The following is a 25404-nucleotide window of genomic DNA, read 5'->3' on the forward strand; positions in this document are numbered from 1 at the left end:
CCGGCACCCCATCGACATCTTTCGTTAATCACAACGCTGGCGAGTCCCGGCGCGTTTACCGGACGTTTCCATCCTGCTCGTAAAAATAGAGTCGAATTGCCTGTATTTTGAGAAAAGGTATAAAATTGGCATACGCTCTGGCACCATCGAACGCTGTAGCCTACACGTCAGGGCGGGACATCAGCCAGACCTTGGAATCTGCTCGTAGCGAGGTCGAGGAACGTTTCCTCGAAGGCGGCACCGTGTTGCTGTCGGTGATGGATGTCCTCAACCGTCTGTTGAACTCGCTCGAGAGTGTCACCACGGCGCTCGATAACAAGGAGGCGAGCGACACCAGCGCCGATCTCCGCGCCACGGTGGAGAGCCTGATGGCGCTGCCCGTCACCGAGGAAAACCGGCAGCAGGCGCTGGTCTCGCTGGCGCATACCGGCAGGGAACTGCGCAAGCACGTCGCCGACATGCAGGAGACGATGCGTTATCTGAGAACCTTCGCGGTCACCGTGAAGATCACCGGTGCCGGCCTTGCCGAATTCGCCGGCTTCGCCCAGGAGATCCTGGAGCGCATCTATTCCGGCACCGATGAGGTCAATCGTTTCGCCACGCACCTCGACAGTCTCGACAAGGAGGTCAAGCTCGCCGCCTCCTTTGGCGCCGGTGTTTCCAAGAGCTATGCCGATACTGTTCCGGCCGTCGCCGGAGCCCTGCGCGATGATGCCGCCAAGATCGCCGGACACCGCAAGGATCTCGGCGTCATCGCCCGCGAGGTCGGCGCAATTGCTCGCGCCGTCCAGGGCAAGGTCGCCTCGACGCTGTCCGCCCTGCAGATCGGCGATATCACCCGCCAGCGCATCGAGCATGTGCAGGCTACCTTTTCGCTGCTTGAAGATTTCTTTGCCGGCGAAGATGGCGCCAGACTCGACGCCGGCGCGCGCCAGCGCCTCCAGAACGTCATTCACCATCTGACAGCGGCGCAGATGAGCGACATGTGCGCAAATTTCCAGCGGGAGTCTGAAAACGTCGTCAAGACTATCGCGAGTTTCGACCACGACATGCGGGAGATTCTCAAGCTGCGCGATCAGATGAGCGGTCAGAGTGGCGAGGCCGGCGGCAACTTCATGCGCGCGCTGGAATCCAGCGTTTCGGCCGCCCATGAAATCGTCAAGCAGGTCGATACGGCAAGCCGCCAGGCCGACCAGGTGAGCCAGTCGACGATCGGTACGGCAGCCAAGCTCTCCGAAGCGATCGGCAACATCCGCGCCGTCAAGACCGACATTCACTATATGGCGTTGAATACCAACCTGCGCTGCAGCCGGCTCGGCGAGGAAGGCAGGTCGATCAACGTCGTCACCGCCGAGTTGCGTATCTTCGCCGGCAAGCTCGACGATTCCGCCGACGCCATCGTCAACGGCCTGCCGGCGCTCGAAGCTGCGGCCGGGCGCGTCGCCCCCGCCACGGATGCCGGAGCCGGCAATCTCGGAGAAAGCCTGACGTCGGCCGTCGGCAACATCCGCTCTGCAGCCAACGTGATGGAAAACGAGCTGAAGGTGCTCGCCGAGAATGGTCGCGAGGTCGCCACCAAGATCAGCCTGCTGATCGGCAAGCTCGATTTCCAGCATAATCTGGGGGAAGTCCTTGCCGGCTGCGCCGATATGCTCGAAGGCGTCGTCGGCACCGATGTCGCCGATATCTCCGATCTCGCAGAGACGATCGCACCGCTCGACCGCAAGATCTTCAAACACTATACGATGGTCCAGGAGCGCAGCATTCATCGCGGCATCATTCCGGCGAGCGAGGACAGCACCTCCGCTCCCGCCGAAACCGCCAAAGCCAAAAACGATGAAGACCTCTTCGCCGATGCGCTTTTTTAGGTTGGACCGCTACAGTGCCGCACGTCTTTTCAGACGCGCGAAGGATGCTGTAGCCGCATGATGCCTAAATCGATTCAGATTTAAGGGACTATGCAGGAGCCCGTCCGCCTCGTCGGCCGGGTCGCCAAGCGGCCGCTATCGCCGCCGAAACTTGTTGGCGGCGTCGATCGCCGCCTTCTGCTGGGTGTCCTCGATGCCGAGGTAGAAATCCTCGAGCGCCGGATCGGCGAGCCCGGCCCGGCGCGACAGCACGTACCACTTCGCCGCCTCGATCGGATTGGGCGCCGTGCCGATCGCGTTGATATAGAGATGGGCGAGCTTGTTCTGCGCGGCGACATTGCCGCCATTGGCGGCAAGTTTCAGCCATTCGAAGCCCTTGACGTAATCCTTTGGCCCGCCGACGCCGTTGACGAACCAGATACCGAGATCGAGCTGGGCCGTGTCGAAGCCGGCGCGCGCGGCGCGTACCATCCATTCGCGGGCGAGCTTCTTCTTTTCTTCCGGCAGGTCCTTCAGCGTCGCATAGATCTGCGCCACGGCGTATTGCGAATCGGCAATGCCCTGCTCGGCCGATTTCTCATAGAATGGCAGCGCCAGCTTCAGTCCCTTTTCGCCGGGATTGTCGGCGATGAGAAGCTGTGCCCAGTTGAATTCCGCCGAAGGATTGCCGGCCTCGGCCGCCTTGTGCATGTAGTCGTCGGCCTTGACCTTGTCACGCGGCACGCCCTCGCCTTCCATCAGGATCAGCGCATATTTGAACATCGCCGCCGCGTCGCCGCCTTCGGCCGCCTTGCCGTACCAAAAGGCAGCGTTCTTCACGTCCTTCTTGACGCCGAGGCCCTGCGAGAGGATTTCGCCGATCAGCGTCTGCGCCGCCGGATCGCCGAGCTGGGCGCGCGGCAGCGCCTTGTCCATTGCCGTCAGGTAATAACCGCGCTGGAAGGCGCCGTAAGCCTCGTCGATCGGCCCCTTGTAATCCTTCTCCGGCGGCAGGTCCGGCAGCTTCGCGCCCATGCGGTCGAATACCCCGACACCATCGGAGGGTTGCACGCCCGGGCTGGAAGGCCGGTCGGTGCGGAAGGTCGAAGCCGGTCCCGTACCCGGCTGACTGATGACGCTGTCCGGCACCTGCGCCATGGCAACATTCGGCCCGGCCGCAAGGAAGGCGGCCATACCGGCGAGGAAATATTTCAAAAGACGGGCGGGCGGGATCGGCATGAGCGCGATTTCAATCCTCAAACCGTGGCGCTTTTTCGTCAAGCAACGCATTGATCTCGGCAACGATAGCCGGCGCCCGGGCGGGCTCGGCGAAAACCGCCAGCCGCATCGCCACGAACTCCGCTCCGGTCTCGGCGACGGCGAGCGCCGAGGCTGGATCGGTGCCGCCCATGACGATGCAGGGGATCTCGATCATCGAGGCCCACCATTCGCCGAGCGCCAGGTTCTTCGGATGCGCCTCCGGCTTGATGTCCCCGTCGAGCTTGCCGAAGAAGATATAGTCCGGCCTGACTTCGCCGATCTCCAGCGCATGGTGCCGGTCAGCTGCGTTGCCGCCGCCGACGATCAGCTTCGGCGCATGTTTGTCGATCGCTTCCGAAAGGGCCTCCGCATTGCCGGAAAGGTGCAGGCCGTCGGCCTTCGCCCGGCCTGCGACACGGCTGTCGCCTGCAATCAGCGCGGCGGCGCCAGCGTGCTGGATCAACGGCACCAGCTTTTCGGCATGTTTCTGGAAGGTGCCGTCGTCGAGCCCGTATTGCGGCACGATCACCGAGGCGACATCACCACCCTTCAGCGCGTCGGCGACGATCCTTGCCTGTTCATCGGCATCGGCGATATCGGCTACGATGAGCACAAGGCGGCAGCGGTTTTCCGGTTCGGTCATGGGGTCTTTCCGTTTCTGCGATTCCCCTTGGAAATGAGGGATCCGCACTCGTCTTGTGTGAGTAGTTCCGTTAGACGAGGCTTGCAAGAGGAGGACGTCGAAAGCATGCCGCAGGATTTGTCATTCTACTACGCCGCCGTGCCCGCCGTTCTGCTGGTAGGCCTCGCAAAAGGCGGCATGGGCGACGCTTTGTCGCTGATCGGCTTGCCCTTCCTCGCCCTCGTCGTCTCGCCGGTGGAGGCGGCCGCCATCCTGCTCCCGATCCTGGTTTTCATGGACATGATTTCGCTTGTCATCTGGCGCAAGCATGGCGACTGGACGACGCTGAAGATCATGCTGCCGGGCGCCGTCTTCGGCATCGCGCTGGGCTGGGCAACCTCGGCGCTGGTTCCGGGCAACATGCTGCGCATCGTCATCGGCGCGGTGACCATCCTCTTCTGCCTGCGCTATTTCTGGAGCAATTTTGGCCCGGGCGCCGGCAAGGTGATCCCGCCGCGCAACCAGCGGCCGGTGGCCGCCAGCCTCTGGGGCACATTTTCCGGTTACGGCAGCTTCGTCGCCCATGCCGGCGGCGCGCCGTTCCAGATCTATGCCCTGCCGCTCAAATTGCAGCCACGCGAATATACCGGCACCAGCGTGCGCTTCTTCGCGATCCTCAACGCCATCAAGCTGATCCCCTATTTCGCGCTCGGCCAGCTCGGCACCCAGAATCTTGCGACCTCGGCAACGCTTCTGCCCTTCGCCCCGCTCGCCACCATTGCCGGCGCCTGGTGCGTGCGCCGCATGAAGCCACAGATCTTCTACCCCTTCATGTATGCAATGGCGCTGATCGCCGCCTTACTGATCGTGCGCGAGGGCCTTGGCTGGTAAAAGGCCCAGCGCCGCACGTCTCTTCAGACGCGCAAAGGACGCTGTAGCGCTTTGAATTCCTAGATCGATCTCGAATTAAGGAGTTTTGCAGCAGCACGCTGCAATGCACAATTTCCTTGCTGGTGCCGCCGGTTTGACGTAGCGTTCCCGCCATGTCGAACACGGACCCTTTCTCTGCGATTGCCGATCCGAACCGGCGGTTTCTGCTGGAGGAATTGCGTCGCGCGCCACGGACGGTCAACGAGCTCGCCGAAGGCCTGCCGATCAGCCGTCCTGCTGTTTCGCAGCACCTGAAGGCGCTTCTCGACAGCAATCTCGTTTCCGTGACCTCGGAAGGCACCAAACGCATCTATGCAGTCAATAACCGTGGCTTCGACAAGCTCAATTTGTGGCTGGATCAGTTCTGGGCCTGATGCATGTTCCCGTAAGATCTGGGGATACGATGCGAATCATAAGGATGCGATGTGAGACGTGACAGACGCAAAAGCGCCAGCCACGATGCCGGATGCATCGGACTGGCGCAAATATGGTGTCAAATCACCGGTTCTTGCAAATTTTTGGTGGAATGGATGGATTTACCTTGTTGCGCAAGATGATCGCCCGGCGACCCTTGGGAAGATTAGTGGACGGATGACTTAAGACGCTGAATCTCGTCCTTGATGCGCAGCTTGCGGCGCTTGCATTCGGCAAGTTCCGTATCGGAAATAGAGGGAGATGTTCTGAGCGCGTGCAACTCCTCCTCGAGAGCGACATGCTTTTTCTGGAGTGACTCAAGATGAGCTTGAACAGTCATATGACCCTTCCTTCCTCTTACCCTCCCCGGCCAACATCGTCGGGGATCAAGGTGTCAACGGGCGGGACTGTGACATATTTTTGACGGCTTGTCGAAGGCCAAAAGATGAAGACTGCATGGCAATTTCATGATCAAGACTAACTAGCCGTTACCTGTATTTGGTGATAGGAGCTTGCGGAAATCATCGCCAGATCGGACAAGGTCCAAGGACGATAAACGGGGAATGTATATGGCCGATCAGGAACAGGCGGAAATCAGGCTCATAGTGGCGCGCCTGCGCCAGGAGCACGAGGATTTCGACGCCGCGATCAACGCCATGATTCAGACCGGATGCGATGCTCTGCGGATCCAGCGCATGAAAAAGAAAAAGCTCGTTATCAAGGACAGGCTCTCCAAGCTGGAAGATCAGATCATCCCTGACATCATCGCCTGAGAGGGAATAGCAGCAACGATGACAGACAGACCACCCGTCGCCATCATCATGGGCAGCCAGTCCGACTGGGAGACCATGAAAAACGCCGCCGACACGCTGGAGGCGCTGGAAATTCCCTATGACGCGCGCATCATTTCGGCGCACCGCACAGTCGACCGGCTGGTCAATTTCGCCAAGGGCGCACGTGCGGAGGGCTTCAAGGTCATCATCGCCGGCGCCGGCGGCGCCGCCCACCTGCCGGGTATGACCGCCGCGATGACGCCGCTGCCGGTCTTCGGCGTACCGGTCCAGTCAAAAGCCCTGTCCGGCCAGGACAGCCTCCTTTCCATTGTGCAGATGCCGGCCGGTATTCCTGTCGGTACGCTTGCCATCGGCAAGGCCGGCGCGGTCAACGCCGCCCTTCTCGCCGCCGCCGTGCTTGCCCTTTCCGACGAAGAAATCGCCGACCGGCTCGACGAATGGCGCGAGCGCCAGAGTGCTGCCGTCGCCGAATACCCGATGGACGATCTATGACGGCGAGAACGATCGGCATTATCGGCGGCGGCCAACTCGGCCGCATGCTGGCCATTGCCGCCGCCAGGTTGAATTTTCGCACGGTCATCCTCGAGCCGCAGGCGGACTGTCCGGCCGCCCAGCTCGCCAACCGGCAGATTACCGCCGCCTATGACGATCCGGCGGCACTGACCGAACTCGCCGATATCTGCGACGTCGTCACATACGAATTCGAGAACGTGCCCGTCGTAGCCGCCGAAACGCTCTCGGTGAGTGTGTCCGTCTATCCGCCGCCGAAGGCGCTGGAAGCAGCTCAGGACCGCCTCGTCGAAAAGCGCTTTCTCAATGGCTGCGGCATATCAACTGCCCGCTTCCACACGATCGACAGCCAAACCGACCTCGAGACGGCACTGAAGGATTTCGGCGGCCAGGGCGTGCTGAAGACCCGCCGTCTCGGTTATGACGGCAAGGGCCAGAAGGTTTTCCGCTCGACCGCAGACAGCCCGGATGGCGCCTATGCAGCACTTGGCGGCGTGCCGCTCATCCTCGAAAGCTTCGTCGCCTTCGAGCGTGAGGTCTCGATCATCGCCGCTCGCGCCACCGACGGTACGGTCGTCTGCTTCGATCCCGCCGAGAATGTGCACCGCAACGGCATTCTCCACACCTCGACGGTTCCCGCTGCGATCTCTGCGCCGGCGGCGGACGCCGCGCGGCAATCGGCCGAGAAAATCCTTGCTGCATTGAACTATGTCGGCGTCATCGGCATCGAATTCTTCGTGCTTGCCGATGGCGGTCTGGTCGCCAACGAGATGGCGCCGCGTGTCCACAACTCCGGTCACTGGACGGAAGCCGCCTGCGTCGTCAGCCAGTTCGAGCAGCATATCCGCGCCGTCGCCGGCCTGCCGCTCGGCAATGCCGAGCGCCATTCCGACTGCGTCATGCAGAACCTGATCGGCGACGATATCCTTGCCGTTCCCGACTGGCTGCGGCGCCCCGATACGCTGGTTCATCTCTATGGCAAGACCGAGTGGCGCCCCGGCCGCAAGATGGGCCATGTCACCACCCTGACGCCGAAATCGCCGGTTTTGGCCTGAGAAAACACCCCTGCGCCTTGGGAAAAACACCTTCATGTGGTTGACACGGAAAAGGTGACGGGGTATCTGCTCCCCACCTAAACAGCGCGCCCGATGGCGCGCTTTTGATTGTTAAAGATACGGGCGAATGTGAATTCCCCCATAGAGATCGCGGATCAGAAAAATGAAGATCAAGAATTCGCTCAAGTCGCTCAAGGCTCGTCACCGTGACAACCGTCTGGTTCGCCGCAAGGGCCGCATGTACATCATCAACAAGCTGAACCCGCGCTTCAAGGCTCGTCAGGGCTGATTTCGCGCGTCCGGATCGCCCTGCCGCGTGAGCTTGCGCCGGCAGATATATCCGGTGGGTCGCTGCGGTGATCACGTCAAATTTGTTTGATCTTCGGCGCTGGCGGGCTAATATGTCCGCCATGCGCTTTTTTGCTTTGACATCAGCGGCGCTGCCGCTCGCCCTCATTCTGCTCACCTCCTCCTTTCCGGCGACCGCCGCGGAAAAGCCGGCCGCCGCGGCGAAAAAGGACGTCATCGTCGAGCAGGCGGATACTAACAATTCGCCGAAGCAGCACCTCGACCAGCTCTTCAGCCAATTGAAGCGTGAACGCGATCCCGAAAAGGCCAGCGGCATCGCCAATGAAATCCGCATGGAATGGAACGATTCCGGTAGCGCCACCGTCAATCTGCTGATGCAGTGGGCCGACAAGGCGATCGAGGAAAAGCGCAATCCCGCGGCCCTCGATTTCCTCGATGAGGCGATCGCGCTGAAGCCCGATTATGCCGAAAGCTGGAACCGCCGCGCCACGCTGAATTTCGTCATGGGAAATTATCGCAAGTCGATGTCCGATATCGAACGTGTGCTCGATCTCGAGCCGCGCCATTTCGGCGCTCTCTCCGGCATGGCGGCGATCCTCAGCAATTCCGGCAACGACCAGCTGACCTTGAAGGCGTGGGAGCGTTTTCTCGATATCTATCCCGCCGAACGCACCGCCCAGGAACAGGCCAACACGCTTGCGGAAAAACTTGCCGGCAACCGCATCTGATTCCCGGTCAGCGATCTTGACGTCGGATCACGCTGCACAATTTTAGAATAGAGAGGGAACGATGTGGCGGTTGTCCGCCGCAGGACGTCCCGCAATTATCGCTCGTTGAGATCATGCTTGCAGAAGTTTCCGCTCTTCTCGCCCCGCTCGCCGCAGCCATCGGTTATTCCACTTATAAGGCGCGGCAATTCGAACACGCCTATCCGAATATTGGCGAACTGACGGATGTCGGCGGTTACTGCATGAATGCCGTCCACGTCGCGCGTCCCGAAAATGCGGATCTGCCGGCGCTGGTCTTCATTCACGGCGCCAGCGGCAATCTGCTCGATCAGGTCGTTGCCTTCCGCGCCGCACTCGAAGGCCGGGCGGAAATGCTCTTCGTCGATCGCCCCGGTCATGGCTATTCCGAACGCGGCGGCCCTGAGAACGCCGTCCCCTCCGGCCAGGCCGATGCGATCGCCAGACTGATGGAGAAGCGCGGCATCGAGAAGGCGATCATCATCGGCCATTCCTTCGGCGGCGCGATCACCGCCGCCTTTGGCCTGCGCCATCCTGACAAGACTGCCGGCCTGCTCTTCCTCGCGCCCGCCACCCATCCCTGGCCGGGCGGCATCGACTGGTACTATCATGTGGCGACCGTGCCGATCGTCGGTTGGCTCTTCAACCATGCGATCGTCGTGCCGCTTGGGCTCAGCCGGCTGGAGCGCGGCACGCTGAATGTCTTCCGTCCCAATCCTCGCCCGGCCGACTACATCGAAAAAACAGGTCCGTCGCTGGTGCTGCGTCCCAGCGCCTTCCACAACAATGCCGCCGATTTCAAAAGACTGCTCGACTATGTGAAGGAGCAGTCGCTGCTTTATTCGCAGATCACCGCGCCGACCGTCATCATAACGGGCGACCGCGACGAGATCGTTTGGGAACACCTGCATTCGCGCGGCCTTGCCCGCGATATATCAGGCTCCGAGCTCATTACCGTCAGCGGCGTCGGCCACAAGCCGGATTACCTCGCAACCGATGTCGCCGTCGCCGCCATGGAGAAGATATCAGGTAAGCCGCGCGACCTGCAGGCGATCGCCCGCAAGGCCGAAGAGAGGCTTGCCGCCACCTCACGCGATCGGACGGTCGCAACCGCGCCGTCGCTGGCGCCTGCAGCGCCGCGTGTCTTTTCCGACGCACAAAGGATCCTGTAGCACGTTGAATTGTATAACTATGCGGCCCAGGGCCGCATGTCCTTCGACCGGCGGCCTGACGCCAACCCAGCCGGCGAAGATAAAGCTCATCTCGATACGCCGCTCGATAACGCCGACACCAACCGGAAACTCGCCGAACTGCTGACGCTTTGGGTTTTGTTTTGACGCATGTCGTTGTCGCAAACCGCTGCATAAGTTTGCATGACATGCTTTAAAGCCAACCCCTTGCATTGCCTCGGGCCCAGGCAGTCCCATATGTTTTTCCATCATGTCCATAGGAGGGGAAATCATGGGCCGTCTGCATATCGGGATGATCTCCGTCATATCAGCATTGTCGCTGAGCCTGACCTCGGCTTTTGCCGCCTCGCCTGCGCCCGTCGAAGCCGAACACGGCATGGTCGTCACCGCCCAACATCTGGCGACCGATGTCGGCGTCGAGGTGCTGAAAGGTGGCGGCAACGCTGTCGATGCAGCGGTCGCCGTCGGTTACGCGCTGGCGGTCGTCTATCCCTCGGCCGGCAATCTTGGCGGCGGCGGCTTCATGACCATCCGCCTGAAGGATGGCACTAAGACCTTCCTCGATTTCCGCGAACGCGCGCCGCTTGCCGCCACCAAGACCATGTATCTCGACGCCAAGGGCGATATCGTGCCGCGTGCCAGCCTCGACGGTTATCTTGCCGTCGGCGTACCCGGCTCCGTCATGGGCTTCGAGACCGCGCGCGAGAAATACGGCAGCAAGTCGCGCGAAGAACTGATCGCGCCGGCGCTCCGCTTCGCCAGGGAAGGCTTCACGCTGGAACAGGGCGACGCCGCAAGTTTCGCCGCCTACGCCAAGCGCCTCGCCAAAGATGAAGCCGCGGCAAAGATCTTCCTGAAAGCGGACGGCAAACCTTATGCATCAGGCGAAAAACTCCAGCAGCCGGATCTTGCCACAGTCCTTGCAGGCATTTCCGAAAAAGGTCCCGACGCCTTCTACAAGTCGGCACCCGCCGAGGCGATCGTCAAGGCGAGCCAGGCCAAGGGCGGCATCCTCGCCAAGGAGGATTTTGAGCAATATGCCGTGCGCGAGCTGAAGCCGATCGAGTGCAATTACCGCGGCTACGACATCATCTCCTCGCCGCCGCCGTCTTCCGGCGGCGTCATCATCTGCGAGATCCTCAACGTTCTGGAAGGATATCCGCTTTCCTATCTCGGCTATAACTCGGCCGAAACCGTGCACATCATGGTCGAGGCGATGCGCTATGCCTATGTCGACCGCAATGCTGCACTCGGCGATCCCGATTTCGTTGAGAACCCGATCACAAAGCTGCTCGACAAGAAGTATGCTTTGGAGATCGCCGCCAAGATCGACCCTTACAAGGCCGGCACCTCGGCGAACCTGAAGCCGCTCGGCGGCAAGGAAAGCACCGAGACCACGCATTATTCGATCATCGACGACGAGGGCAATGCGGTCGCCGTCACCTATACACTGAATGGCTCCTTCGGTGCCGCGGTCGTAGCGCCCGGCACCGGTGTGCTGCTCAACAACGAGATGGACGATTTCACCTCCAAGCCCGGCGTGCCGAACCTCTACGGACTGGTGCAGGGCGAGGCCAATGCCATCGCCCCGAAGAAGACGCCGCTCTCCTCGATGAGCCCGACGATCGTTACCCGGGACGGCAAGCCTTTCATGGTCATCGGCAGCCCCGGCGGCTCGCGCATTATTACGATAACGCTGGAAGCAATCCTCAATGTCGTCGATTTCGGCATGGATATCAGTCAGGCGGTCAACGCCCCGCGTCTCCACCACCAATGGCAGCCCGACAAGGTCTTTCTCGAACCTTATGCACTTTCGCCGGATACGGAAAAGACACTCGCCGCCATGGGCTACAGTTTCGATGGCGGCAATGACACGCCGCAATGGGGCCAGGCCGCCGGCATCCTCGTCGGCGGCAAGAGCCTTGCCGCCATCGCTAAGGGCGGCGGCGCCCGGTATAACGGCGCCATGGACAGCCGCGCAACGGAAGGGTCTGCAAGCGGCTACTGACGCTTCGGGATCGCCTGATCAAACGGTCGGCGGAAGCGCAACGCGGCTCGAGAAGCAGCGGTGGCACCATTCATGTTACCGTGACAAAGTCGCCGTTCACAATTGGCCTGCCGCGCCCTATGCATGGGCGAACCCGCAAGCAGAAAGATTCCCGAATGGCCAGCATTGAAATGATTGTCGCAGCCCGCGCCCGTCTGCGCGGTCATGCAAGGCGCACGCCGCTTCTCTCCTCTCCTTTTTTGAATGAGATCGCCGGCCGGCGTCTGTTCGTGAAAGCGGAATGTCTGCAGCATTCCGGCTCGTTCAAGTTTCGCGGCGGCTGGTCGGCCGTCTCCGGCCTCGATGCTGCGGTGCGTTCGAAGGGCGTCATCGCCTTCTCCTCCGGCAACCACGCCCAGGGCGTTGCGCTTGCGGCCAAGCTGCACAATATCCCCTCCGTCATCATCATGCCGAGCGATGCGCCGAAGCTGAAGATTGCCAACACCCGCGCCTTCGGCGCCGAAGTGGTGCTCTACGACCGCGTCAATGAGGATCGCGACGAGATCGGCGCCAGGCTTTCGGCCGAGCGCGGCCTGACGCTGATCAAGCCCTTCGACGAACCGCTGGTCATCGCCGGTCAGGGCACGACCGGTCTCGAAATCTCCGAACAGGCGGAAGAGGAAGGCGTGACATCAGCCGAAGTTCTCGTTCCCTGCGGCGGCGGCGGATTGACCTCAGGCATTGCGCTCGCCCTCGAAGCGAGCGCCCCCGGCTTTCGCGTCCGCCCCTGCGAGCCCAAGGATTTCGACGACACCACCCGCTCGCTCGCCTCCGGCAAGATCGAACGCAACACGTCGGTATCAGGCTCGATCTGCGATGCAATCGTCACGCCGCAACCCGGCAATATCACTTTCCCGATCCTCAAGCGTCTCGCCGGCGCCGGCATCGTCGTCACCGACGAGGAGGCACTGCACGCCATGGCGCTCGCCTTCACACGGCTGAAGATCGTCGTCGAGCCCGGCGGCGCCGTGGCGCTTGCCGCCGCCCTCTTCCATGGCGACGCCCTGGAAAGCGACACGATCGTCGCCGTCACCTCGGGCGGCAATGTCGATGCCGATATCTTCGCCATGGCTCTGGAACGGTTCGGCTAAATATCGTTGCAAATGAACGCCGTTGACCATCCGCAGCAGTAGCAGCGGATGGTTTCTATCTTTTAAGGTCAGGCGATCTTGTAGCGTTTCGCCGGCACGCTGCGAGACAGGTTCGGCATCAGCGCCTCGCGCGCCTGCTCATAGGCGGCAAGCAGACCGGCATCCTCGAGCGACGGAATGGTCGCGAATTCGCCCTGCCCGAGGCCTGCGAGCGACGCATCGACCATATCCTCCGCCGACATCACGATCTCATTGGGCAGGTGTTCGACTGGCGTGCCGGCAATGCCCCAGAATTCCGTTGCCGTGGCACCGGGCAGAACTGCCTGGATGCGAATGTTCTTCTCCGCCAGCTCATGCTTCAGCGATTGGCTGAAGGCGAGCACGAAGGCTTTCGTACCGCCATAAACGCCGTTCAAGAGTTCCGGTGCGATCGCGACAATAGACGCAATGTTAATGATCGTACCGCCGCCACGCGCAACGAAGCCAGGAACAGCGGCATAGGTCAGCCGCATCAGCGCCGTGACGTTGAGTTCGATCATTTCCTGCATCTTGTCGACATCGGCGGCAAGCAGCGGCGCCGTCCCGCCGAAACCGGCATTGTTGACGAGAAGCGTGATGCTCCGATCTTCCTTCAGCACGCGTTCGACGCGAGCTAGGCCGGCCCTGTTGCCGAGATCGGCGACGACAGTCTCGACGGTCCGTCCGGTCTCATCACTCAACCGACTTGCCAGCGCCTGCAGCCGCTCGCCGTTGCGGGCGACGATGATGAGATCGTAACCCTGCTTCGCCAGCCTGTGGGCATAGATCGCGCCGATGCCCGAGGATGCGCCGGTTACCAGAGCCGTGCCCTTATGTTCCTGTGTCATGATCCGTCTCCATGAATACGCCGGCCCGATGCCCTGCGCTTGAGGAGAGTTTTACGTCCGATTGCGAATGTCTCAAATGTCATATATACCACCTTTCAGGACATAATCATTTCAGGACGCGATGGTCATGCAGCACGTCGGCTTTCTTCTCTATCCCGGCTTCCAGATCATGAGCCTGGCTGCCGTCTCGGCCTTCGAGTTCGCCAATATCGAACTCGAGGAAAAGGTTTACGAGGTCCACTATCTCTCCGAACATGGCGGGCCAATTGCCAACTCGCTTGGCATGGCGATGGAGACGGAGGCCTTTGGGGACCTAGCCCTCGACACGCTGATCGTGGCGGGAGCGCCCGGCATCAGGCTGCCGAATGCGGCGGAAACCGACTTCGTCCGCACCGCCTTGCCCGCCACACGTCGCCTGGCGTCGATCTGCACCGGCGCCTTCTTTCTTGCCGAAGCCGGCATCCTTGACGGACGCCGCGCAACGACGCACTGGTATGTCTCGCGCGAACTGCAAAGCCGCTATCCCAAAATAAAGATGGAGGAAGACCGGATCTTCATCATCGACGGTTCCGTCTGGACGTCCGCCGGCATGACGGCCGGTCTCGATCTGGCTTTGGCGATGGTCGAGAAGGATCACGGTATTGAAGTGGCGCGCGCCGTTGCCCGCATGCTTGTCGTCTATCACCGCCGCGCCGGTGGCCAGTCACAATTTTCCGCCCTTCTGGAACTGGAGCCCAAATCGGACCGCATCCAGAAGGCGCTCGCCCACGCCCGTAGCAATCTGAAATCGGCGCTTTCAGTCGAGGCGTTGGCGGAAGCGGCCCATCTTAGCCCCCGCCAGTTCAGCCGCGCCTTCCGCGCTGAAACCGGCCAATCGCCGGCCAAGGCCGTCGAGAACCTGCGGTTGGAAGCGGCCCGGCTGATGATGGAGCAGGGCCGCCACCCGATCGATGTCGTTGCCCGCGAAACAGGCTTTGCCGATCGCGAGCGCATGCGCCGCGCCTTTCTTCGCGCTTTCGGCCAGCCGCCGCAGGCAATTCGGCGCGCCGCCCTGCAGGAGCTGCAGATGTGATACATCCAGCCTGCGACGGCAGGACGCATCCTGTTCTCGTTACCGCTCTTGAAGCGCCCGGCGGATCGCCGTCTCGACCGGCGAATAGGCGCCGTCCTCCCGTTCGAGCCGAAGTGGTTCGGAAGGTGCAAGGCCCGGCTGCGCCATGAAACGGGGCTGCTTGCCGCGGTGCATCTGCGCTGCATGGATGAGGAACGGATGGCACAGATAGACCGTGCCAGCCCGTCCTGTCGCCAACGCCAGCGGCCGCTCCTCCCCGACATGCTCCAGCCAGAGGTGCGCCATCCCTGCATCGCCCGCCGGTTCCAGAAGGCGGGCGATATCCTTGTGCGAACCGACGCGAATGCGGGTCGGCGCGTCCTCCTCCCCGACATCTGAGAACAGGAAGAGCATCAACAGCGCCCGGCCGCGCGAGGTGATGTTCACCCGCCAGGCGGAAAAGTCCCGCTGCTCATCCGGATTGGAATCCTCGCCGGGATAGCTGAGGTCGACATGCCAACCGGCATCGCCTGGATCATCGCGATGGGGAAAGCGCACCGGGAAACTGCCAAGCCCATTGCGCGGCACCCAGCGTCCTTTGCCGACGAGCTGGTCGAAGGCCGAATGCAATACCTGCATGTTGACGGCTTTCTCGAAAGGCCCGCCGCCATAACCGGCAAGCCGCACGACGGGCTGCGTCCACGTCCTTGGATCATCCGCATCGAAAGGAATATCGCGCCACATGATGGCACGAGCTTCCATGGCCAATTCGCGGGGAAAAGCGTCGTCGATCCTGACGAAACCGTCATCGATGAATCGCTCGATCTGCGCGGCACTCAGTGCCGGCGGGTAAACATCTGCTGTCATGAAACATCTCTCTATCGCCAAACCTGCTGGCTCTTTCCTTGGCCAGATGCAGGGTGGTTACAGTTCACGGCAACGCACAGCCACGAAGGCTGTCAGCGGCCGCATCTTCTGATGCCCGAAGGCAGAGCCCTTAGAGGCTCAAGAAGAAGACCGAAGCGATATTGAGGGTGAACATCTTCATAGCAGTTCGAGGCTACAGGCTTGCGCCCGAGGGGTCAATCCGGAGATGTCAAGCCGACACCTCGCGTAGCGCGCCATGCACCGACTGAAGCACGAGCTCGGCAAGCCGGGCGGCAGCCGGCTGCGGTTCGGCTTCCGCCCGATGCAGGACCAGACCGACCTTCGGCAAATCCGGCAGGCCGATCGTCTCCGGCGCCAGCGGCCGGACCTTCGCCGGCAGGCCGATCGGCGTGCGGATGGTGAGGCCGAGGCCTGCCGCTGTCGCGGCCCAGAGACCGCCGAGACTGGGACTGACGAAGGCGAGCCGCCAGGAAATGCCCGCCTCATCAAGTGCCTTGGTCGCTGCATTCCTCAGCAGGCACGGCGCCTCCAGCGAAGCGAGTGGCATCGGCTCGCCGCTTACGGCTTGCCAGCACGGCTGCCCCTCGGCAGGTCCGATCCAGCGCATCGGCACTTCGCCGACCCGCTCGCAATGCGCCGTCAGCGTGCCATCGCTCCAGGCAAGCGCCAGATCAAGCTTGCCCGAAGTGACGCGCTCGAGCAGCTCGGCATTGCGCACCACCCGCGCTTCAATGCGGACCTTCGGATGAGCGCGCGCAAAGCGGCCGAGCACATCAGGCAGCAGGCTCTCACCGAAATCCTCCTGCAGGCCGAGCCGCACCCAGCCTTCCAGCTCGACGCTGTTGACGGCTGCTGCCGCCTCGTCGTTGAGTTCCAACAGCCGCCTGGCATAACCGAGCATCGTCTCGCCGGCATCGGTCAACGCCAGCCCGCGCCCCGCCTTGCGGAAGATCGGCGTACCCGCCTGCTCCTCCAGCTTCTTCAGCTGCGCGCTGACTGCAGAGGTCGAACGGCCGAGCCGCTCGGCCGCCTTGGCGAAATTGCCGAGTTCCATGCCGGTCGAAAAGGTTCGAAGCACGTCGAGATCGAAGATCGTCCGTCGCATTGCATTATCCCGATTTTCAGGACCGTTTATCCATAAAATTCTGATTTTCAGCATCATCGTGCCGTGCGATGGTTCTGCTGTCAAGGCCGACCGCGGTCTGAACCATGGAGATCCCGATGCCCTTCGTTCGCATTTCCCTTCACAAAGGCAAGTCGCCGGACTACCTCATGGCACTGGCCGACAGCATCCAGCGCGCCCTGGTCGAGACCTTCGACGTGACCGAAAACGACCGCTTCCAGGCCATTCATCAGCATGACGGGAACGAATTGATCTTCGACCGCAGCTATCTCGCCGGCCCGCGCTCGGACGACTTCGTCTATATCTCGATCACGATCGGCAGGCCTCGCACCGTCGAGATGAAGGCGGCGCTCTATCGGCGGCTCGCCGATCTCTTGGCGCAGTCACCGGGCCTCCGGCCCGAGGACGTGATGATCGTCATCAGCACCAGTACACCGGAAGACTGGTCCTTCGGCAATGGCATTGCCCAGATGACCGACCCCGACTGGCGGCTTCGTGCAATCGGAGATCGGCAATGATTGCCATGCAGTACAGCTTCACCCTGCCAGCCGATTACGACATGTCGATCATCGACCGCCGCATCCGCGACAAGGGACCGTTGCTCGACGGCTTTCCCAATCTCGGTTTCAAGGCCTATCTCAAAGCGCGCAAAAGTGAATTTGGCAGTCGCGAAAACCTCTACGCGCCCTTCTACCTCTGGCAGACGCCGGAAGGGGTAAGTGACTTCCTTTGCGGTCCTGGGTTTGAGGCGTTAACAGGCGCCTTCGGCTGGCCGCAGGTCAAAACCTGGATCGTCTGGCAGGCGGAAATCTCGCATGATATCGCCGCAGCCAAGTTCGCCACCTGCGATATCCAGCAGACGGAACCCTATGCGCCGCTCATCGATCTCCGCGGGGCCAACAGCGCAGAGGCCGATGCCGATATGGCAACAGGCGCGCTCGCCTCCGTCTCCGGCTTCGAACCGACGACATGGACGCGAATACGCTTCAAGCTATGGCGCGAGGTTCCGGAAATCGGCGAGCATACGCAGGCTTATCACGTTGGCCACCTGTCCCTGCCTGGACCCTGAACTCAGACGGTTGCCCGGCGATAGAAGGCCAGCGAGCCGGCAAGCGCCAGCAGCGCGCCACCGCAGGCCCGCTCCAGCCACATGGCGCCGGAGGTTTTAAGGAAACGCACGGCCTGCGAACCGAAGAAGGCGTAGCCGAACATGATGAGGAAATCGAGCGCGGCAAAGACCAGCGCGAGCAGCATATATTGCGTCGCCTGCGGCATGGTTGGATCGATGAACTGCGGCAGGAAGGCCGAGAAGAACAGGTAGCCCTTGGGATTGGTCGCCGCGACCATGAAGCTCTTCAACCCGATCGAGAAGGGCGAAGTCGCGCCCGCAGGCGCTCCGGACTTCAACGCCGCATCGATCGTGCCCTTCGAGCGCAGCAACATGATGCCGAGAAAAGCGAGATAGGCGGCACCCGCCCATTTCAGCATCGAGAACCAGAATTCCGATGCAGCGAGCAGCGCACCGAGCCCGATCGCGACGGCGCCGATCAGCACGAAATCGGACAGCACCGCGCCGATCATGCCGGCAACTGCCCGGCGCAGGCCATGCCGAGAACCGTTGGTCAGCGCCAACAACACGGTTGGCCCGGGCGTCGCGATGCCGACAAAAGAAACGGCTGCAAAAGCCAGAAGCGTGACGATATCCATGATGCTCCTCCGAACCCGGAGCATGTCCAGCTCCAGGGAGCGAAACTTGCATGCGTCGCCAAGCTTGGCAATGCCAGTCCGTCAACGAAAAAGCCCGCCGCCTCTTCACGCAGCGGACTTTCGAAGGCATGCGATTGGATCAGACGCCGCTCTGGCCGTCGGAGCCGATATAGGCGATGCGGATCATGTTGGTGGCGCCGGGCGTGCCGAGCGGCACACCGGCTGAGATGATGATGCGGTCGCCCGGCTTGCCGAAGCCTTCGTCCGCGACGATGCGGCAGGCGCGGTTGACCATGTCGTCGAGATCGGTCGCGTCATGGGTGACGACGCAATGCAGGCCCCAGACGACGGCAAGACGGCGCGCCGTCTTGATGATCGGCGACAGCGCCAGGATCGGCACTTGCGGACGCTCGCGCGAGGCACGAAGGCCTGTCGTGCCCGACGAGGTGTAACAGACGATCGCCGACAGCTTCAGCGTTTCGGCGATCTGACGGGCGGCAAGCGAGATCGCATCGGCGCCGGTCGCTTCCGGCTGGGCACGCTGGGCATAGATGATGCCGGGATAATGCGGCTCACGCTCGATGGCGGTGGCAATCGACGCCATCGTCGTGACGGCTTCGACGGGATAATCGCCCGAGGCCGATTCGGCCGAGAGCATGACGGCATCCGCACCTTCGAAGACGGCGGTCGCGACGTCGGAAACTTCGGCGCGTGTCGGCACCGGCGCAGAGATCATCGATTCCAGCATCTGCGTGGCAACGACCACCGGCTTGCCCGAACGGCGGCAGGCACGGATCAGCTGCTTCTGGATGCCGGGAACCGATTCGAGCGGCATTTCGACGCCGAGATCGCCACGGGCGACCATCAATGCGTCTGACAGTTCGATGATTTCCTCGATGCGCTCGAGAGCCTGCGGCTTTTCGATCTTTGACATCAGGCCGACGCGGCCACGGGCGATCTTGCGCACTTCGGCAAGGTCGTCGGGACGCTGGACGAAGGAAAGCGCCACCCAGTCGACATCGTCGGTGGCAAGCACGGCGTCGAGGTCGGCGCGGTCCTTGTCCGTCAGCGCGCCAACGCCGAGCAGCGTGTCGGGAAGGCTGACGCCCTTGCGGTCGGAGATGCGCGTGCCCGAAATAACAGTCGTGACGATGCTCTTGCCGTCGCATTTTTCTGCGCGCAGCGCGAGCTTGCCGTCGTCGATCAGCAGACGATGGCCGGGCTGTACCGATTCCAGGATTTCGGGATGCGGCAGATAGACGCGGTTCTGATCGCCGAGCGCTTCGTTGTTGTCGAGGGTGAAGGTCTGGCCGGGCCTCAGGTCCACCTTGCCGTCGACGAACTTGCCGACACGCAGTTTCGGTCCCTGCAGGTCGGCGAGAATGCCGATCGGCCGGCCGGAGCGCGCTTCGACCGAGCGGATGCGCTGGATGAGCGTACGCATCATGTCGTGGCTCGCATGGCTCATATTGATGCGGAAGACATCCGCACCGGCCTGGTGCAGCTTCTCGATCATCGATTCCTCGGAGGAGGCTGGCCCGAGGGTGGCGAGGATTTTAACTTTGCGATTACGCTTCATCAATTCTGGCTTTCTTGCGTCCCTGGGGTGTCGGAGAGTTGAACCATCCAGCTACCCTGGCGGCCCGTATCATATTCCTTGAATCCCATTTTCTGGTAACCGCGGGCATAACAATCCTGCACACCCGCGATCTTGAATTCGTTTTCCGCAACGCACATCTGCACGTCACCCGTCCATCGTCCACCCCGGGCGGCGTCCTCTGCGTAGAGGTAATAATAGCGCGACTGCAATTCTCCCTCGATCAGCGTGGCGCAGGTCGTTGCCGGCACCTGCCACCAACCCTCCGTCACCCAGCCATCCTTGGCCCGGTATCCGATCGCGACGCCGACGAGATTCTGCGTTCCGTTGCAGACGCGAAAATCAGCGCGTGCGGCATCTGCGATGAAAAACGGCATGGCGGCTGCAAGAGCGAACAGAGCGAGACGGACCAGCGGTCCGGACCGCGTGAGGAAACTTGGCGCGGCTTGGATCAACACGGCTCCCAAATAGCTCCACGGTTATTCGTATCCGTGTCTTCTTGCGCCGCCGTCAAGCGAAAGTCAACGCAATGCTAATCGATTATATTTCCTTTCATAACCCATCCGTCGAGGGTCCGGTTCAACCTCTCCCTCGTGCCGCGCTTGAACCCGCCGCAGGCGCATGCGATCACTGCGCCCGACGGCGCAAATGACGAACGGCAATTCCTGATGGACGACTTCCAATCCTTCGAAATCCTATCCGGCAAACATGACAAAGGCATGGTGATCCTCGCAGATCACGCGATGAACCGCCTTCCCGCGCGATATGGCCGGCTCGGACTGCCCGACGCGGCCTTCGCCCGCCACATCGCCTATGACATCGGCATCGAGGGCCTGACGCGGCAGCTTTCGGAAAAACTCGGCGTTCCCGCCGTGCTCGGCGGCTTTTCGCGCCTGCTGATCGATCCGAATCGCGGCGAAGACGATCCGACGCTAATCATGAAGATCTCCGACGGCGCCGTCGTATCAGGCAATCATCCGATCACGCCGCAGGAATGGGACTACCGCATCGAAACCTTCCATCGCCCCTATCACCATGCCGTCGCCGCAACGATCGACAGCGTGGCGAATGCCACCGGCAGGGCGCCGCTGGTGCTGTCGCTGCACTCCTTCACGCCGGCCTGGAAAGGCATTCCCCGTCCCTGGCACGCCGCCGTACTCTGGGATAGCGACCATCGCGCCGTCGGCCCGCTGCTCGAGATGCTGCGCGCCGATCCCGATCTCGCCGTTGGCGACAACGAACCCTATGACGGCGCGCTGAAGGGCGATACCATGTACCGCCATTGCATGATCACAGGCATTCCGCATGCGCTGCTCGAGGTGCGCCAGGACCTGATCGGAGACGAGACCGGCATATCAGCATGGGCCGAACGCCTGGCGCCGATCTTTGCGGCGATGAATGCCGATCCCGCCTTGCACGGATACGACGTTCATCTGTCGCGCTCCGGCCCCTATTGAACGAAGGCCCCCATTTAACGAAAGGCCTCACTTTAACGAAAGGAAGCGAGATGACCGCGCTCAGCAAGGAACAACAGACCGAATTCGAAGCTGCCGCCTTCCGCCGCCTCGTCGCACATCTTCGCGAACGCAGCGACGTTCAGAACATCGATCTGATGAATCTGGCCGGCTTCTGCCGCAACTGCCTGTCGAACTGGTATCGCGAAGCCGCCGAGGCCGAAGGTGTCCCGGTTACCAGGGACGAATCGCGCGAGATGGTCTATGGCATGCCCTATGAGGACTGGAAGAATCTTCACCAGAACGAGGCCTCGCCAGTGCAAAAGACTGCTTTTGAACTGAACAATCCACACAAATAGCTTGGCTGGCCGCGAACAGGCTTGACCGTGGCGCCGCTTCGCGGCAGTCACTGGCATCCAAAATTGATCACCGAAAAACCAGGAGAACACGATGTCTGATGCTCATGGCGTCGCCCGCGATCAGCTTCGCGCTTTCATCGAGCGCATTGAACGGCTGGAAGAAGAAAAGAAGACCATCGCCGTCGACATCAAGGACGCCTATGGCGAGGCCAAGGGAATGGGCTGCTAAACCCCCGTGAATCGTAGTTTATACGTGTAGAATCAATGATTTGAAAGCAAAATACACGGCCGCGACGATATGCGCAAGCGCCTTCGACGGCCGGACCGACAAAGAGGAATTCAAAGCAAATGAGCGAGATCGAAACCAGCACCGAGAACGTCGCCGCCGCGGAGTTGCGCGCATTCATCGAGCGCATCGAGCGCCTTGAGGAGGAGAAGCAGACCATCGCCGACGACATCAAGGACGTGTTCGGGGAGGCGAAGGGCCGGGGTTACGATACAAAGGCGATGAAGACGATTATCCGGCTAAGGAAAAAAGACGCCAACGAGCGCATGGAGGAGGAGTCGATCCTGCAGACCTACATGAACGCTCTCGGCATGGAGTAACGATAGAACCGATGTCCGGAAGCGGCTGCTCGCTCAGCCGGTCGCTCTTCGTCGTCAGCGGCACGATGCAAAGGATTCAGCGGGCAGTCCATGGCAGGCGCATAGGCGCGCGGCCACCTCCGATGCCTGGGCGATGGTAGGCGGGCTTGCGCGGGTGCCTATCCTGAAAGGTTTGCTGAGTCCTTGACGTGCGCTCATCACGCCGCATTCCTTTCGACTGGAAGCGACGCCGGAGCATCGAACTGCAGCTCCGCAAGCCTTGCGTATGCGCCGCCCTGGCGAACGAGCGACGGATGCGTCCCTTCTTCGACTATTCGGCCTTCGTCCATGACGAGGATGCGATCAGCCTTGAGGACGGTGGCAAGCCGGTGTGCGATGACGATCGTCGTGCGATTCTCCATAAGCTCGTCGAGTCCCTTCTGCACCAGCATCTCGCTTTCGGCGTCGAGTGATGACGTGGCTTCGTCGAGAAGAAGGATCGGAGCGTCCTTCAGGACAGCTCTTGCGATCGCGATTCTCTGGCGCTGCCCGCCAGACAATGTAAGACCGCGCTCGCCTACGACCGTGCCGTATCCGTTGGGAAGAGCGGAGACAAAGTCATGCGCCTGCGCCCTGGCGGCGGCGGCCTCTATTTCTTCCGGGATGGCCTCCGGCCGGCCGATCGCTATGTTCTCCTTGATGGAGGAGGCGAAAATCGTGATGTCCTGAGGGACGATGGCCATCTGTTGCCGCACTTCTTCCGGAGAGAGAGTAGCGACGTCGCGACCGTCGATTGCGATCTTTCCATCGCCTACGCCGTAGAAGCCGAGAAGGACGGAGAATAGCGTGCTTTTACCAGAGCCCGATGCTCCGACCACGGCCACGGTTTCGCCCGGAGAGACCCGCATCGACAGTCCCCGCAAGACTTCACGATCTGGCGCACCCGGATAGGCGAAGCGCACGTCCTCGAATTCGATCCGACCCGCGACGGGCGTTCGCAGCGGCAGCGTCGCACCTGCTTCTGGCCGCCCGTCCTCTTCGTCCATCAGTTCGAATAGCCTGCCGGCCGCACCTGCCGCCTGTGCGAGCTCGCCCCAGACCTCCGAAAGCGAACCGAGCGATCCTGCCGCGATCACCGCGTAAAGAAGGAATTGCCCGAGATCTCCTGCGGTCATCGCGCCGGACAGCAGGTTCTGCGCTCCGATCCAAAGCACGCCGACGACGCTCGCAAAAACGAGGGCGATCGCGAAAGCCGTGAGGAAGGCTCTCGAGCGCGCGGCGCTCACCGAACTGGCATATGACGCCTCGATTTCGCGGACGTATTTGCGTTGAGCGGCTTCCTCACCGTTGAAGGCTTGTATAGTCCGGCTTCCTGCGACGATCTCGCTTGCAAAGGCCGACGCCTCGGCGAGCGCGTCCTGTGCGGACCTGGATTTTTGCCGGACTGACCGACCGAACACCACCAGGGGCACGACAATGAGCGGGATTGCTCCGACCGTGATTGAGGACAGGCCGGGACTTGTCACGAACATCATGGCAAGGGCGCCGACGCAGAGAATGGAGTTCCGAAGCGCGACGGAGGCAGCAAGGCTCACGGCGGACTTGATCTGCGCCGCATCGGCGGTGAGCCGCGACGAGACTTCGCCGGAGCGGTTCGCATCGAAGAAGCTTGCAGGAAGACGAACGACCTTTTGAAAGACCTGGAGACGAAGATCGCAGACCAGCCGCTCGCCAAGCGCGGCGACGAAATAGTATCTACAGGCGCTTGCGACGGCGAGAGCGATCGCCAGCACGACGAGCATGAGGAAGTAGTGGTCGACGAATGCGCCGTCGGTGCGGGCGAAACCCCGATCTATCAGACGCCGGACCGCTGTCGGCAGCGCGAGGGAGATGAGAGCGGCGGCCGTAAGGGAGACGACGGCGCCGGCCGCCAGCCACCGGTGGGCGCGCAGAAGAGGCGTCAGCTTTCCAAGTCCCGCTAGCGACCTGCGGGAGCGGTCTTCTCTCGCTGCGCCGAGGTCCGTAGCCTCCGTGCAACATGCAGGCGTATCGGCGAGGCGGTCGTGCTTGGCAATCATCAATGCCGTGAACTCCTGGTTTGCATCGACTGGTCTTTTCACCCCAATTCAGTGGTCAGTCTTTGATCGCGATCAACAACGGAGCGATCTTGATCTACTGGACTTCCTGCGTCGACCCGCACTGTGGCAGCGATGATATATGCCGAGAAACACGCCGGATCCGCTTTGGGAAATCGTCTGTCAGCATCACCGCTCTTCATCGATCCGGCGGAAAGCGCCTCGCCGAATACCGCCGGTTCCGGGGCCGTCTTGCGAGCGGCCCGTTCAATCGCCGCATGTATCGGCGTATCGCCAAGGGGTCACCTTGTCGGTTCGCGTCGGCATCTCACGGCCGAGATCTCCGCTATCTCAGGTCGATAGGTAGAGACGTTGAGCCCGATTGTTGGGACGCAGAGGAGCGATCATCGAAAAATCAGGCGACGTGCCTTGCCAGCGCGCAGCGCGACCAGAGCGAATGCAGCGCCTCGACCAGATGGGCGATATCGGCGTCGGAATGCAGCGGCGTCGGCGTAATGCGCAGGCGCTCGGTCTTCTTCGGCACTGTCGGATAGTTGATCGGCTGGACATAGACGCCGCAATTGTCGAGCAGCAGGTCGGAGATCCACTTGCACTTGGCCGCATCGCCGACCAGCACCGGCACGATATGGCTCGGATTGGGCATATGCGGAATGCCGCGCTGGTCGAGCAGTGCTCTCAGCTTGCGCACCCGGTCCTGATGGCGGGCGCGCTCGAACTGGCTGACCTTCAGATGCTGGATCGAGGCGACGGCGCCGGCGGCAAGTGCTGGCGGCAGCGCCGTCGTGAAGATGAAGCCGGAGGCAAACGAGCGGATGAAATCGCAAAGCGCCGTCGACGCGGCGATGTAGCCGCCCATCACTCCA

General features: G+C 61.7%; 30 protein-coding genes. 19 read left to right on the forward strand and 11 right to left on the reverse strand.

Annotated features, from left to right (window positions below):
* Window positions 1-125 precede the first annotated feature (125 nt).
* Window positions 126-1868, forward strand: a complete 1743-nt coding sequence (locus RWJ89_RS28870; protein WP_316031845.1) for a chemotaxis protein — start codon at window positions 126-128, stop codon at window positions 1866-1868.
* Window positions 1869-2003: 135 nt separating this feature from the next.
* On the opposite strand, the gene RWJ89_RS28875 is transcribed toward RWJ89_RS28870, so the two are convergent.
* Complete coding sequence (locus tag RWJ89_RS28875) at window positions 2004-3086, reverse strand: tetratricopeptide repeat protein (RefSeq protein WP_077979535.1); 1083 nt, start codon at window positions 3084-3086, stop codon at window positions 2004-2006.
* 10 nt (window positions 3087-3096) lie between these two features.
* Window positions 3097-3750, reverse strand: a complete 654-nt coding sequence (locus RWJ89_RS28880; protein ID WP_131665537.1) for a thiamine phosphate synthase — start codon at window positions 3748-3750, stop codon at window positions 3097-3099.
* A 105-nt stretch (window positions 3751-3855) separates the two neighbouring features.
* Here RWJ89_RS28880 and RWJ89_RS28885 point away from each other — a divergent pair, with 105 nt between their 5' ends.
* Both RWJ89_RS28885 and RWJ89_RS28890 read left to right on the forward strand, forming a co-directional pair.
* Entirely contained in the window at window positions 3856-4620 is a 765-nt protein-coding gene (locus RWJ89_RS28885) for a sulfite exporter TauE/SafE family protein (protein WP_131665538.1), read from the forward strand.
* 152 nt (window positions 4621-4772) lie between these two features.
* Window positions 4773-5033, forward strand: a complete 261-nt coding sequence (locus RWJ89_RS28890; protein ID WP_003552646.1) for an ArsR/SmtB family transcription factor — start codon at window positions 4773-4775, stop codon at window positions 5031-5033.
* 206 nt (window positions 5034-5239) lie between these two features.
* Here the strand turns inward: RWJ89_RS28890 and RWJ89_RS28895 are convergent, their stop codons facing one another.
* Window positions 5240-5413 carry a YdcH family protein gene (locus RWJ89_RS28895; RefSeq protein ID WP_003542831.1) on the reverse strand — a complete coding sequence of 58 codons (174 nt, stop codon included), beginning with the start codon at window positions 5411-5413 and terminating at the stop codon, window positions 5240-5242.
* A 229-nt stretch (window positions 5414-5642) separates the two neighbouring features.
* Here RWJ89_RS28895 and RWJ89_RS28900 point away from each other — a divergent pair, with 229 nt between their 5' ends.
* The 9 genes from RWJ89_RS28900 (at window position 5643) to RWJ89_RS28940 (ending at window position 12815) form a co-directional block, all read left to right on the forward strand.
* Window positions 5643-5846 carry a YdcH family protein gene (locus tag RWJ89_RS28900; RefSeq protein ID WP_003542832.1) on the forward strand — a complete coding sequence of 68 codons (204 nt, stop codon included), beginning with the start codon at window positions 5643-5645 and terminating at the stop codon, window positions 5844-5846.
* Window positions 5847-5864: 18 nt separating this feature from the next.
* On the forward strand, window positions 5865-6359 hold the full coding sequence (gene purE, locus RWJ89_RS28905; RefSeq protein WP_011653459.1) for a 5-(carboxyamino)imidazole ribonucleotide mutase: 495 nt from the start codon (window positions 5865-5867) through the stop codon (window positions 6357-6359).
* The gene (locus RWJ89_RS28910; RefSeq protein WP_131665539.1) at window positions 6356-7432 is read left to right on the forward strand and encodes a 5-(carboxyamino)imidazole ribonucleotide synthase; all 1077 of its coding nucleotides are present in this window, start codon (window positions 6356-6358) and stop codon (window positions 7430-7432) included. Before purE ends, RWJ89_RS28910 begins: the two co-directional genes overlap by 4 nt.
* A gap of 163 nt (window positions 7433-7595) precedes the next feature.
* Window positions 7596-7721: a type B 50S ribosomal protein L36 gene (ykgO, locus tag RWJ89_RS28915; RefSeq protein WP_003542835.1), complete on the forward strand. Its 126-nt coding sequence runs from the start codon at window positions 7596-7598 to the stop codon at window positions 7719-7721.
* Between the two features lie 112 nt (window positions 7722-7833).
* Window positions 7834-8469 (forward strand): hypothetical protein, encoded by a 636-nt coding sequence (locus tag RWJ89_RS28920; RefSeq protein WP_316031846.1) that lies wholly within the window; start codon window positions 7834-7836, stop codon window positions 8467-8469.
* Between the two features lie 113 nt (window positions 8470-8582).
* Entirely contained in the window at window positions 8583-9659 is a 1077-nt protein-coding gene (locus RWJ89_RS28925) for an alpha/beta fold hydrolase (protein ID WP_168256356.1), read from the forward strand.
* 9 nt (window positions 9660-9668) lie between these two features.
* Window positions 9669-9824: a hypothetical protein gene (locus RWJ89_RS28930; RefSeq protein ID WP_165940298.1), complete on the forward strand. Its 156-nt coding sequence runs from the start codon at window positions 9669-9671 to the stop codon at window positions 9822-9824.
* Window positions 9825-9948: 124 nt separating this feature from the next.
* Complete coding sequence (gene ggt / locus RWJ89_RS28935; protein WP_132612272.1) at window positions 9949-11685, forward strand: gamma-glutamyltransferase; 1737 nt, start codon at window positions 9949-9951, stop codon at window positions 11683-11685.
* Between the two features lie 155 nt (window positions 11686-11840).
* Entirely contained in the window at window positions 11841-12815 is a 975-nt protein-coding gene (locus tag RWJ89_RS28940; RefSeq protein ID WP_077979529.1) for a threonine ammonia-lyase, read from the forward strand.
* A gap of 68 nt (window positions 12816-12883) precedes the next feature.
* Here the strand turns inward: RWJ89_RS28940 and RWJ89_RS28945 are convergent, their stop codons facing one another.
* Window positions 12884-13681, reverse strand: a complete 798-nt coding sequence (locus RWJ89_RS28945; protein WP_077979528.1) for an SDR family NAD(P)-dependent oxidoreductase — start codon at window positions 13679-13681, stop codon at window positions 12884-12886.
* Window positions 13682-13808: 127 nt separating this feature from the next.
* Here RWJ89_RS28945 and RWJ89_RS28950 point away from each other — a divergent pair, with 127 nt between their 5' ends.
* On the forward strand, window positions 13809-14753 hold the full coding sequence (locus tag RWJ89_RS28950; RefSeq protein ID WP_316031847.1) for a GlxA family transcriptional regulator: 945 nt from the start codon (window positions 13809-13811) through the stop codon (window positions 14751-14753).
* Between the two features lie 39 nt (window positions 14754-14792).
* Here the strand turns inward: RWJ89_RS28950 and RWJ89_RS28955 are convergent, their stop codons facing one another.
* Window positions 14793-15599 carry a phytanoyl-CoA dioxygenase family protein gene (locus RWJ89_RS28955; RefSeq protein ID WP_132612276.1) on the reverse strand — a complete coding sequence of 269 codons (807 nt, stop codon included), beginning with the start codon at window positions 15597-15599 and terminating at the stop codon, window positions 14793-14795.
* Window positions 15600-15828: 229 nt separating this feature from the next.
* Window positions 15829-16725, reverse strand: a complete 897-nt coding sequence (locus RWJ89_RS28960; protein WP_132612278.1) for a LysR substrate-binding domain-containing protein — start codon at window positions 16723-16725, stop codon at window positions 15829-15831.
* A 116-nt stretch (window positions 16726-16841) separates the two neighbouring features.
* Between RWJ89_RS28960 and RWJ89_RS28965 the strand changes: the two genes are divergently transcribed.
* Window positions 16842-17261, forward strand: coding sequence for a tautomerase family protein (locus RWJ89_RS28965; protein ID WP_132612280.1), 420 nt, complete (start codon window positions 16842-16844; stop codon window positions 17259-17261).
* Window positions 17258-17812: a DUF4865 family protein gene (locus RWJ89_RS28970; protein WP_316031848.1), complete on the forward strand. Its 555-nt coding sequence runs from the start codon at window positions 17258-17260 to the stop codon at window positions 17810-17812. Before RWJ89_RS28965 ends, RWJ89_RS28970 begins: the two co-directional genes overlap by 4 nt.
* Window positions 17813-17814: 2 nt before the next feature.
* On the opposite strand, the gene RWJ89_RS28975 is transcribed toward RWJ89_RS28970, so the two are convergent.
* The 3 genes from RWJ89_RS28975 to RWJ89_RS28985 all read right to left on the reverse strand — a co-directional run bounded on the left by RWJ89_RS28975 (window position 17815) and on the right by RWJ89_RS28985 (window position 20514).
* Window positions 17815-18450 (reverse strand): LysE family translocator, encoded by a 636-nt coding sequence (locus tag RWJ89_RS28975; protein WP_011653474.1) that lies wholly within the window; start codon window positions 18448-18450, stop codon window positions 17815-17817.
* Between the two features lie 139 nt (window positions 18451-18589).
* Window positions 18590-20029, reverse strand: a complete 1440-nt coding sequence (gene pyk / locus RWJ89_RS28980; protein ID WP_020051592.1) for a pyruvate kinase — start codon at window positions 20027-20029, stop codon at window positions 18590-18592.
* Window positions 20029-20514, reverse strand: coding sequence for a DUF1036 domain-containing protein (locus tag RWJ89_RS28985; RefSeq protein WP_020051593.1), 486 nt, complete (start codon window positions 20512-20514; stop codon window positions 20029-20031). Before RWJ89_RS28985 ends, pyk begins: the two co-directional genes overlap by 1 nt.
* 201 nt (window positions 20515-20715) lie before the next feature.
* Between RWJ89_RS28985 and RWJ89_RS28990 the strand changes: the two genes are divergently transcribed.
* The 4 genes from RWJ89_RS28990 (at window position 20716) to RWJ89_RS29005 (ending at window position 22466) form a co-directional block, all read left to right on the forward strand.
* A complete protein-coding gene (locus tag RWJ89_RS28990; protein ID WP_131665562.1) occupies window positions 20716-21504 on the forward strand; it encodes an N-formylglutamate amidohydrolase in 789 nt (262 codons plus the stop codon).
* A 50-nt stretch (window positions 21505-21554) separates the two neighbouring features.
* Window positions 21555-21860: a DUF1244 domain-containing protein gene (locus RWJ89_RS28995; protein ID WP_168284276.1), complete on the forward strand. Its 306-nt coding sequence runs from the start codon at window positions 21555-21557 to the stop codon at window positions 21858-21860.
* Between the two features lie 91 nt (window positions 21861-21951).
* Complete coding sequence (locus RWJ89_RS29000; RefSeq protein WP_376775303.1) at window positions 21952-22089, forward strand: GapR family DNA-binding domain-containing protein; 138 nt, start codon at window positions 21952-21954, stop codon at window positions 22087-22089.
* A 119-nt stretch (window positions 22090-22208) separates the two neighbouring features.
* On the forward strand, window positions 22209-22466 hold the full coding sequence (locus tag RWJ89_RS29005) for a DUF2312 domain-containing protein (RefSeq protein ID WP_131665551.1): 258 nt from the start codon (window positions 22209-22211) through the stop codon (window positions 22464-22466).
* A 197-nt stretch (window positions 22467-22663) separates the two neighbouring features.
* Here RWJ89_RS29005 and RWJ89_RS29010 read toward each other — a convergent pair whose 3' ends face one another.
* On the reverse strand, window positions 22664-24523 hold the full coding sequence (locus tag RWJ89_RS29010; RefSeq protein ID WP_131665552.1) for an ABC transporter transmembrane domain-containing protein: 1860 nt from the start codon (window positions 24521-24523) through the stop codon (window positions 22664-22666).
* Between the two features lie 412 nt (window positions 24524-24935).
* Window positions 24936-25404 (reverse strand): aminotransferase class I/II-fold pyridoxal phosphate-dependent enzyme (locus RWJ89_RS29015; RefSeq protein ID WP_316031849.1); only part of this gene is annotated, 469 nt, incomplete at its 5' end.

It is taken from the genome of Rhizobium sp. 10PS4, from assembly GCF_032464805.1.
Classification (GTDB): Bacteria; Pseudomonadota; Alphaproteobacteria; order Rhizobiales; family Rhizobiaceae; genus Rhizobium; species Rhizobium laguerreae.

What these genes read in the sequence shown, in the direction of transcription:
- RWJ89_RS28880 (WP_131665537.1), bottom strand. Translation starts at nt 3,750, where the DNA reads ATGACCGAACCGGAAAACCGCTGCCGCCTTGTGCTCATCGTAGCCGAT.
- RWJ89_RS28890 (WP_003552646.1), top strand. Translation starts at nt 4,773, where the DNA reads ATGTCGAACACGGACCCTTTCTCTGCGATTGCCGATCCGAACCGGCGG.
- ggt (WP_132612272.1), top strand. Translation starts at nt 9,949, where the DNA reads ATGGGCCGTCTGCATATCGGGATGATCTCCGTCATATCAGCATTGTCG.
- RWJ89_RS28885 (WP_131665538.1), top strand. Translation starts at nt 3,856, where the DNA reads ATGCCGCAGGATTTGTCATTCTACTACGCCGCCGTGCCCGCCGTTCTG.
- RWJ89_RS28965 (WP_132612280.1), top strand. Translation starts at nt 16,842, where the DNA reads ATGCCCTTCGTTCGCATTTCCCTTCACAAAGGCAAGTCGCCGGACTAC.
- pyk (WP_020051592.1), bottom strand. Translation starts at nt 20,029, where the DNA reads ATGAAGCGTAATCGCAAAGTTAAAATCCTCGCCACCCTCGGGCCAGCC.
- RWJ89_RS28920 (WP_316031846.1), top strand. Translation starts at nt 7,834, where the DNA reads ATGTCCGCCATGCGCTTTTTTGCTTTGACATCAGCGGCGCTGCCGCTC.
- RWJ89_RS28945 (WP_077979528.1), bottom strand. Translation starts at nt 13,681, where the DNA reads ATGACACAGGAACATAAGGGCACGGCTCTGGTAACCGGCGCATCCTCG.
- RWJ89_RS28995 (WP_168284276.1), top strand. Translation starts at nt 21,555, where the DNA reads ATGACCGCGCTCAGCAAGGAACAACAGACCGAATTCGAAGCTGCCGCC.
- RWJ89_RS28925 (WP_168256356.1), top strand. Translation starts at nt 8,583, where the DNA reads ATGCTTGCAGAAGTTTCCGCTCTTCTCGCCCCGCTCGCCGCAGCCATC.
- RWJ89_RS28910 (WP_131665539.1), top strand. Translation starts at nt 6,356, where the DNA reads ATGACGGCGAGAACGATCGGCATTATCGGCGGCGGCCAACTCGGCCGC.
- RWJ89_RS28950 (WP_316031847.1), top strand. Translation starts at nt 13,809, where the DNA reads ATGCAGCACGTCGGCTTTCTTCTCTATCCCGGCTTCCAGATCATGAGC.
- RWJ89_RS28990 (WP_131665562.1), top strand. Translation starts at nt 20,716, where the DNA reads ATGGACGACTTCCAATCCTTCGAAATCCTATCCGGCAAACATGACAAA.
- RWJ89_RS28895 (WP_003542831.1), bottom strand. Translation starts at nt 5,413, where the DNA reads ATGACTGTTCAAGCTCATCTTGAGTCACTCCAGAAAAAGCATGTCGCT.
- RWJ89_RS28970 (WP_316031848.1), top strand. Translation starts at nt 17,258, where the DNA reads ATGATTGCCATGCAGTACAGCTTCACCCTGCCAGCCGATTACGACATG.
- RWJ89_RS29005 (WP_131665551.1), top strand. Translation starts at nt 22,209, where the DNA reads ATGAGCGAGATCGAAACCAGCACCGAGAACGTCGCCGCCGCGGAGTTG.
- RWJ89_RS29000 (WP_376775303.1), top strand. Translation starts at nt 21,952, where the DNA reads ATGTCTGATGCTCATGGCGTCGCCCGCGATCAGCTTCGCGCTTTCATC.
- RWJ89_RS28875 (WP_077979535.1), bottom strand. Translation starts at nt 3,086, where the DNA reads ATGCCGATCCCGCCCGCCCGTCTTTTGAAATATTTCCTCGCCGGTATG.
- RWJ89_RS28955 (WP_132612276.1), bottom strand. Translation starts at nt 15,599, where the DNA reads ATGACAGCAGATGTTTACCCGCCGGCACTGAGTGCCGCGCAGATCGAG.
- RWJ89_RS28900 (WP_003542832.1), top strand. Translation starts at nt 5,643, where the DNA reads ATGGCCGATCAGGAACAGGCGGAAATCAGGCTCATAGTGGCGCGCCTG.
- RWJ89_RS28975 (WP_011653474.1), bottom strand. Translation starts at nt 18,450, where the DNA reads ATGGATATCGTCACGCTTCTGGCTTTTGCAGCCGTTTCTTTTGTCGGC.
- ykgO (WP_003542835.1), top strand. Translation starts at nt 7,596, where the DNA reads ATGAAGATCAAGAATTCGCTCAAGTCGCTCAAGGCTCGTCACCGTGAC.
- RWJ89_RS29010 (WP_131665552.1), bottom strand. Translation starts at nt 24,523, where the DNA reads ATGATTGCCAAGCACGACCGCCTCGCCGATACGCCTGCATGTTGCACG.
- purE (WP_011653459.1), top strand. Translation starts at nt 5,865, where the DNA reads ATGACAGACAGACCACCCGTCGCCATCATCATGGGCAGCCAGTCCGAC.
- RWJ89_RS28940 (WP_077979529.1), top strand. Translation starts at nt 11,841, where the DNA reads ATGGCCAGCATTGAAATGATTGTCGCAGCCCGCGCCCGTCTGCGCGGT.
- RWJ89_RS28960 (WP_132612278.1), bottom strand. Translation starts at nt 16,725, where the DNA reads ATGCGACGGACGATCTTCGATCTCGACGTGCTTCGAACCTTTTCGACC.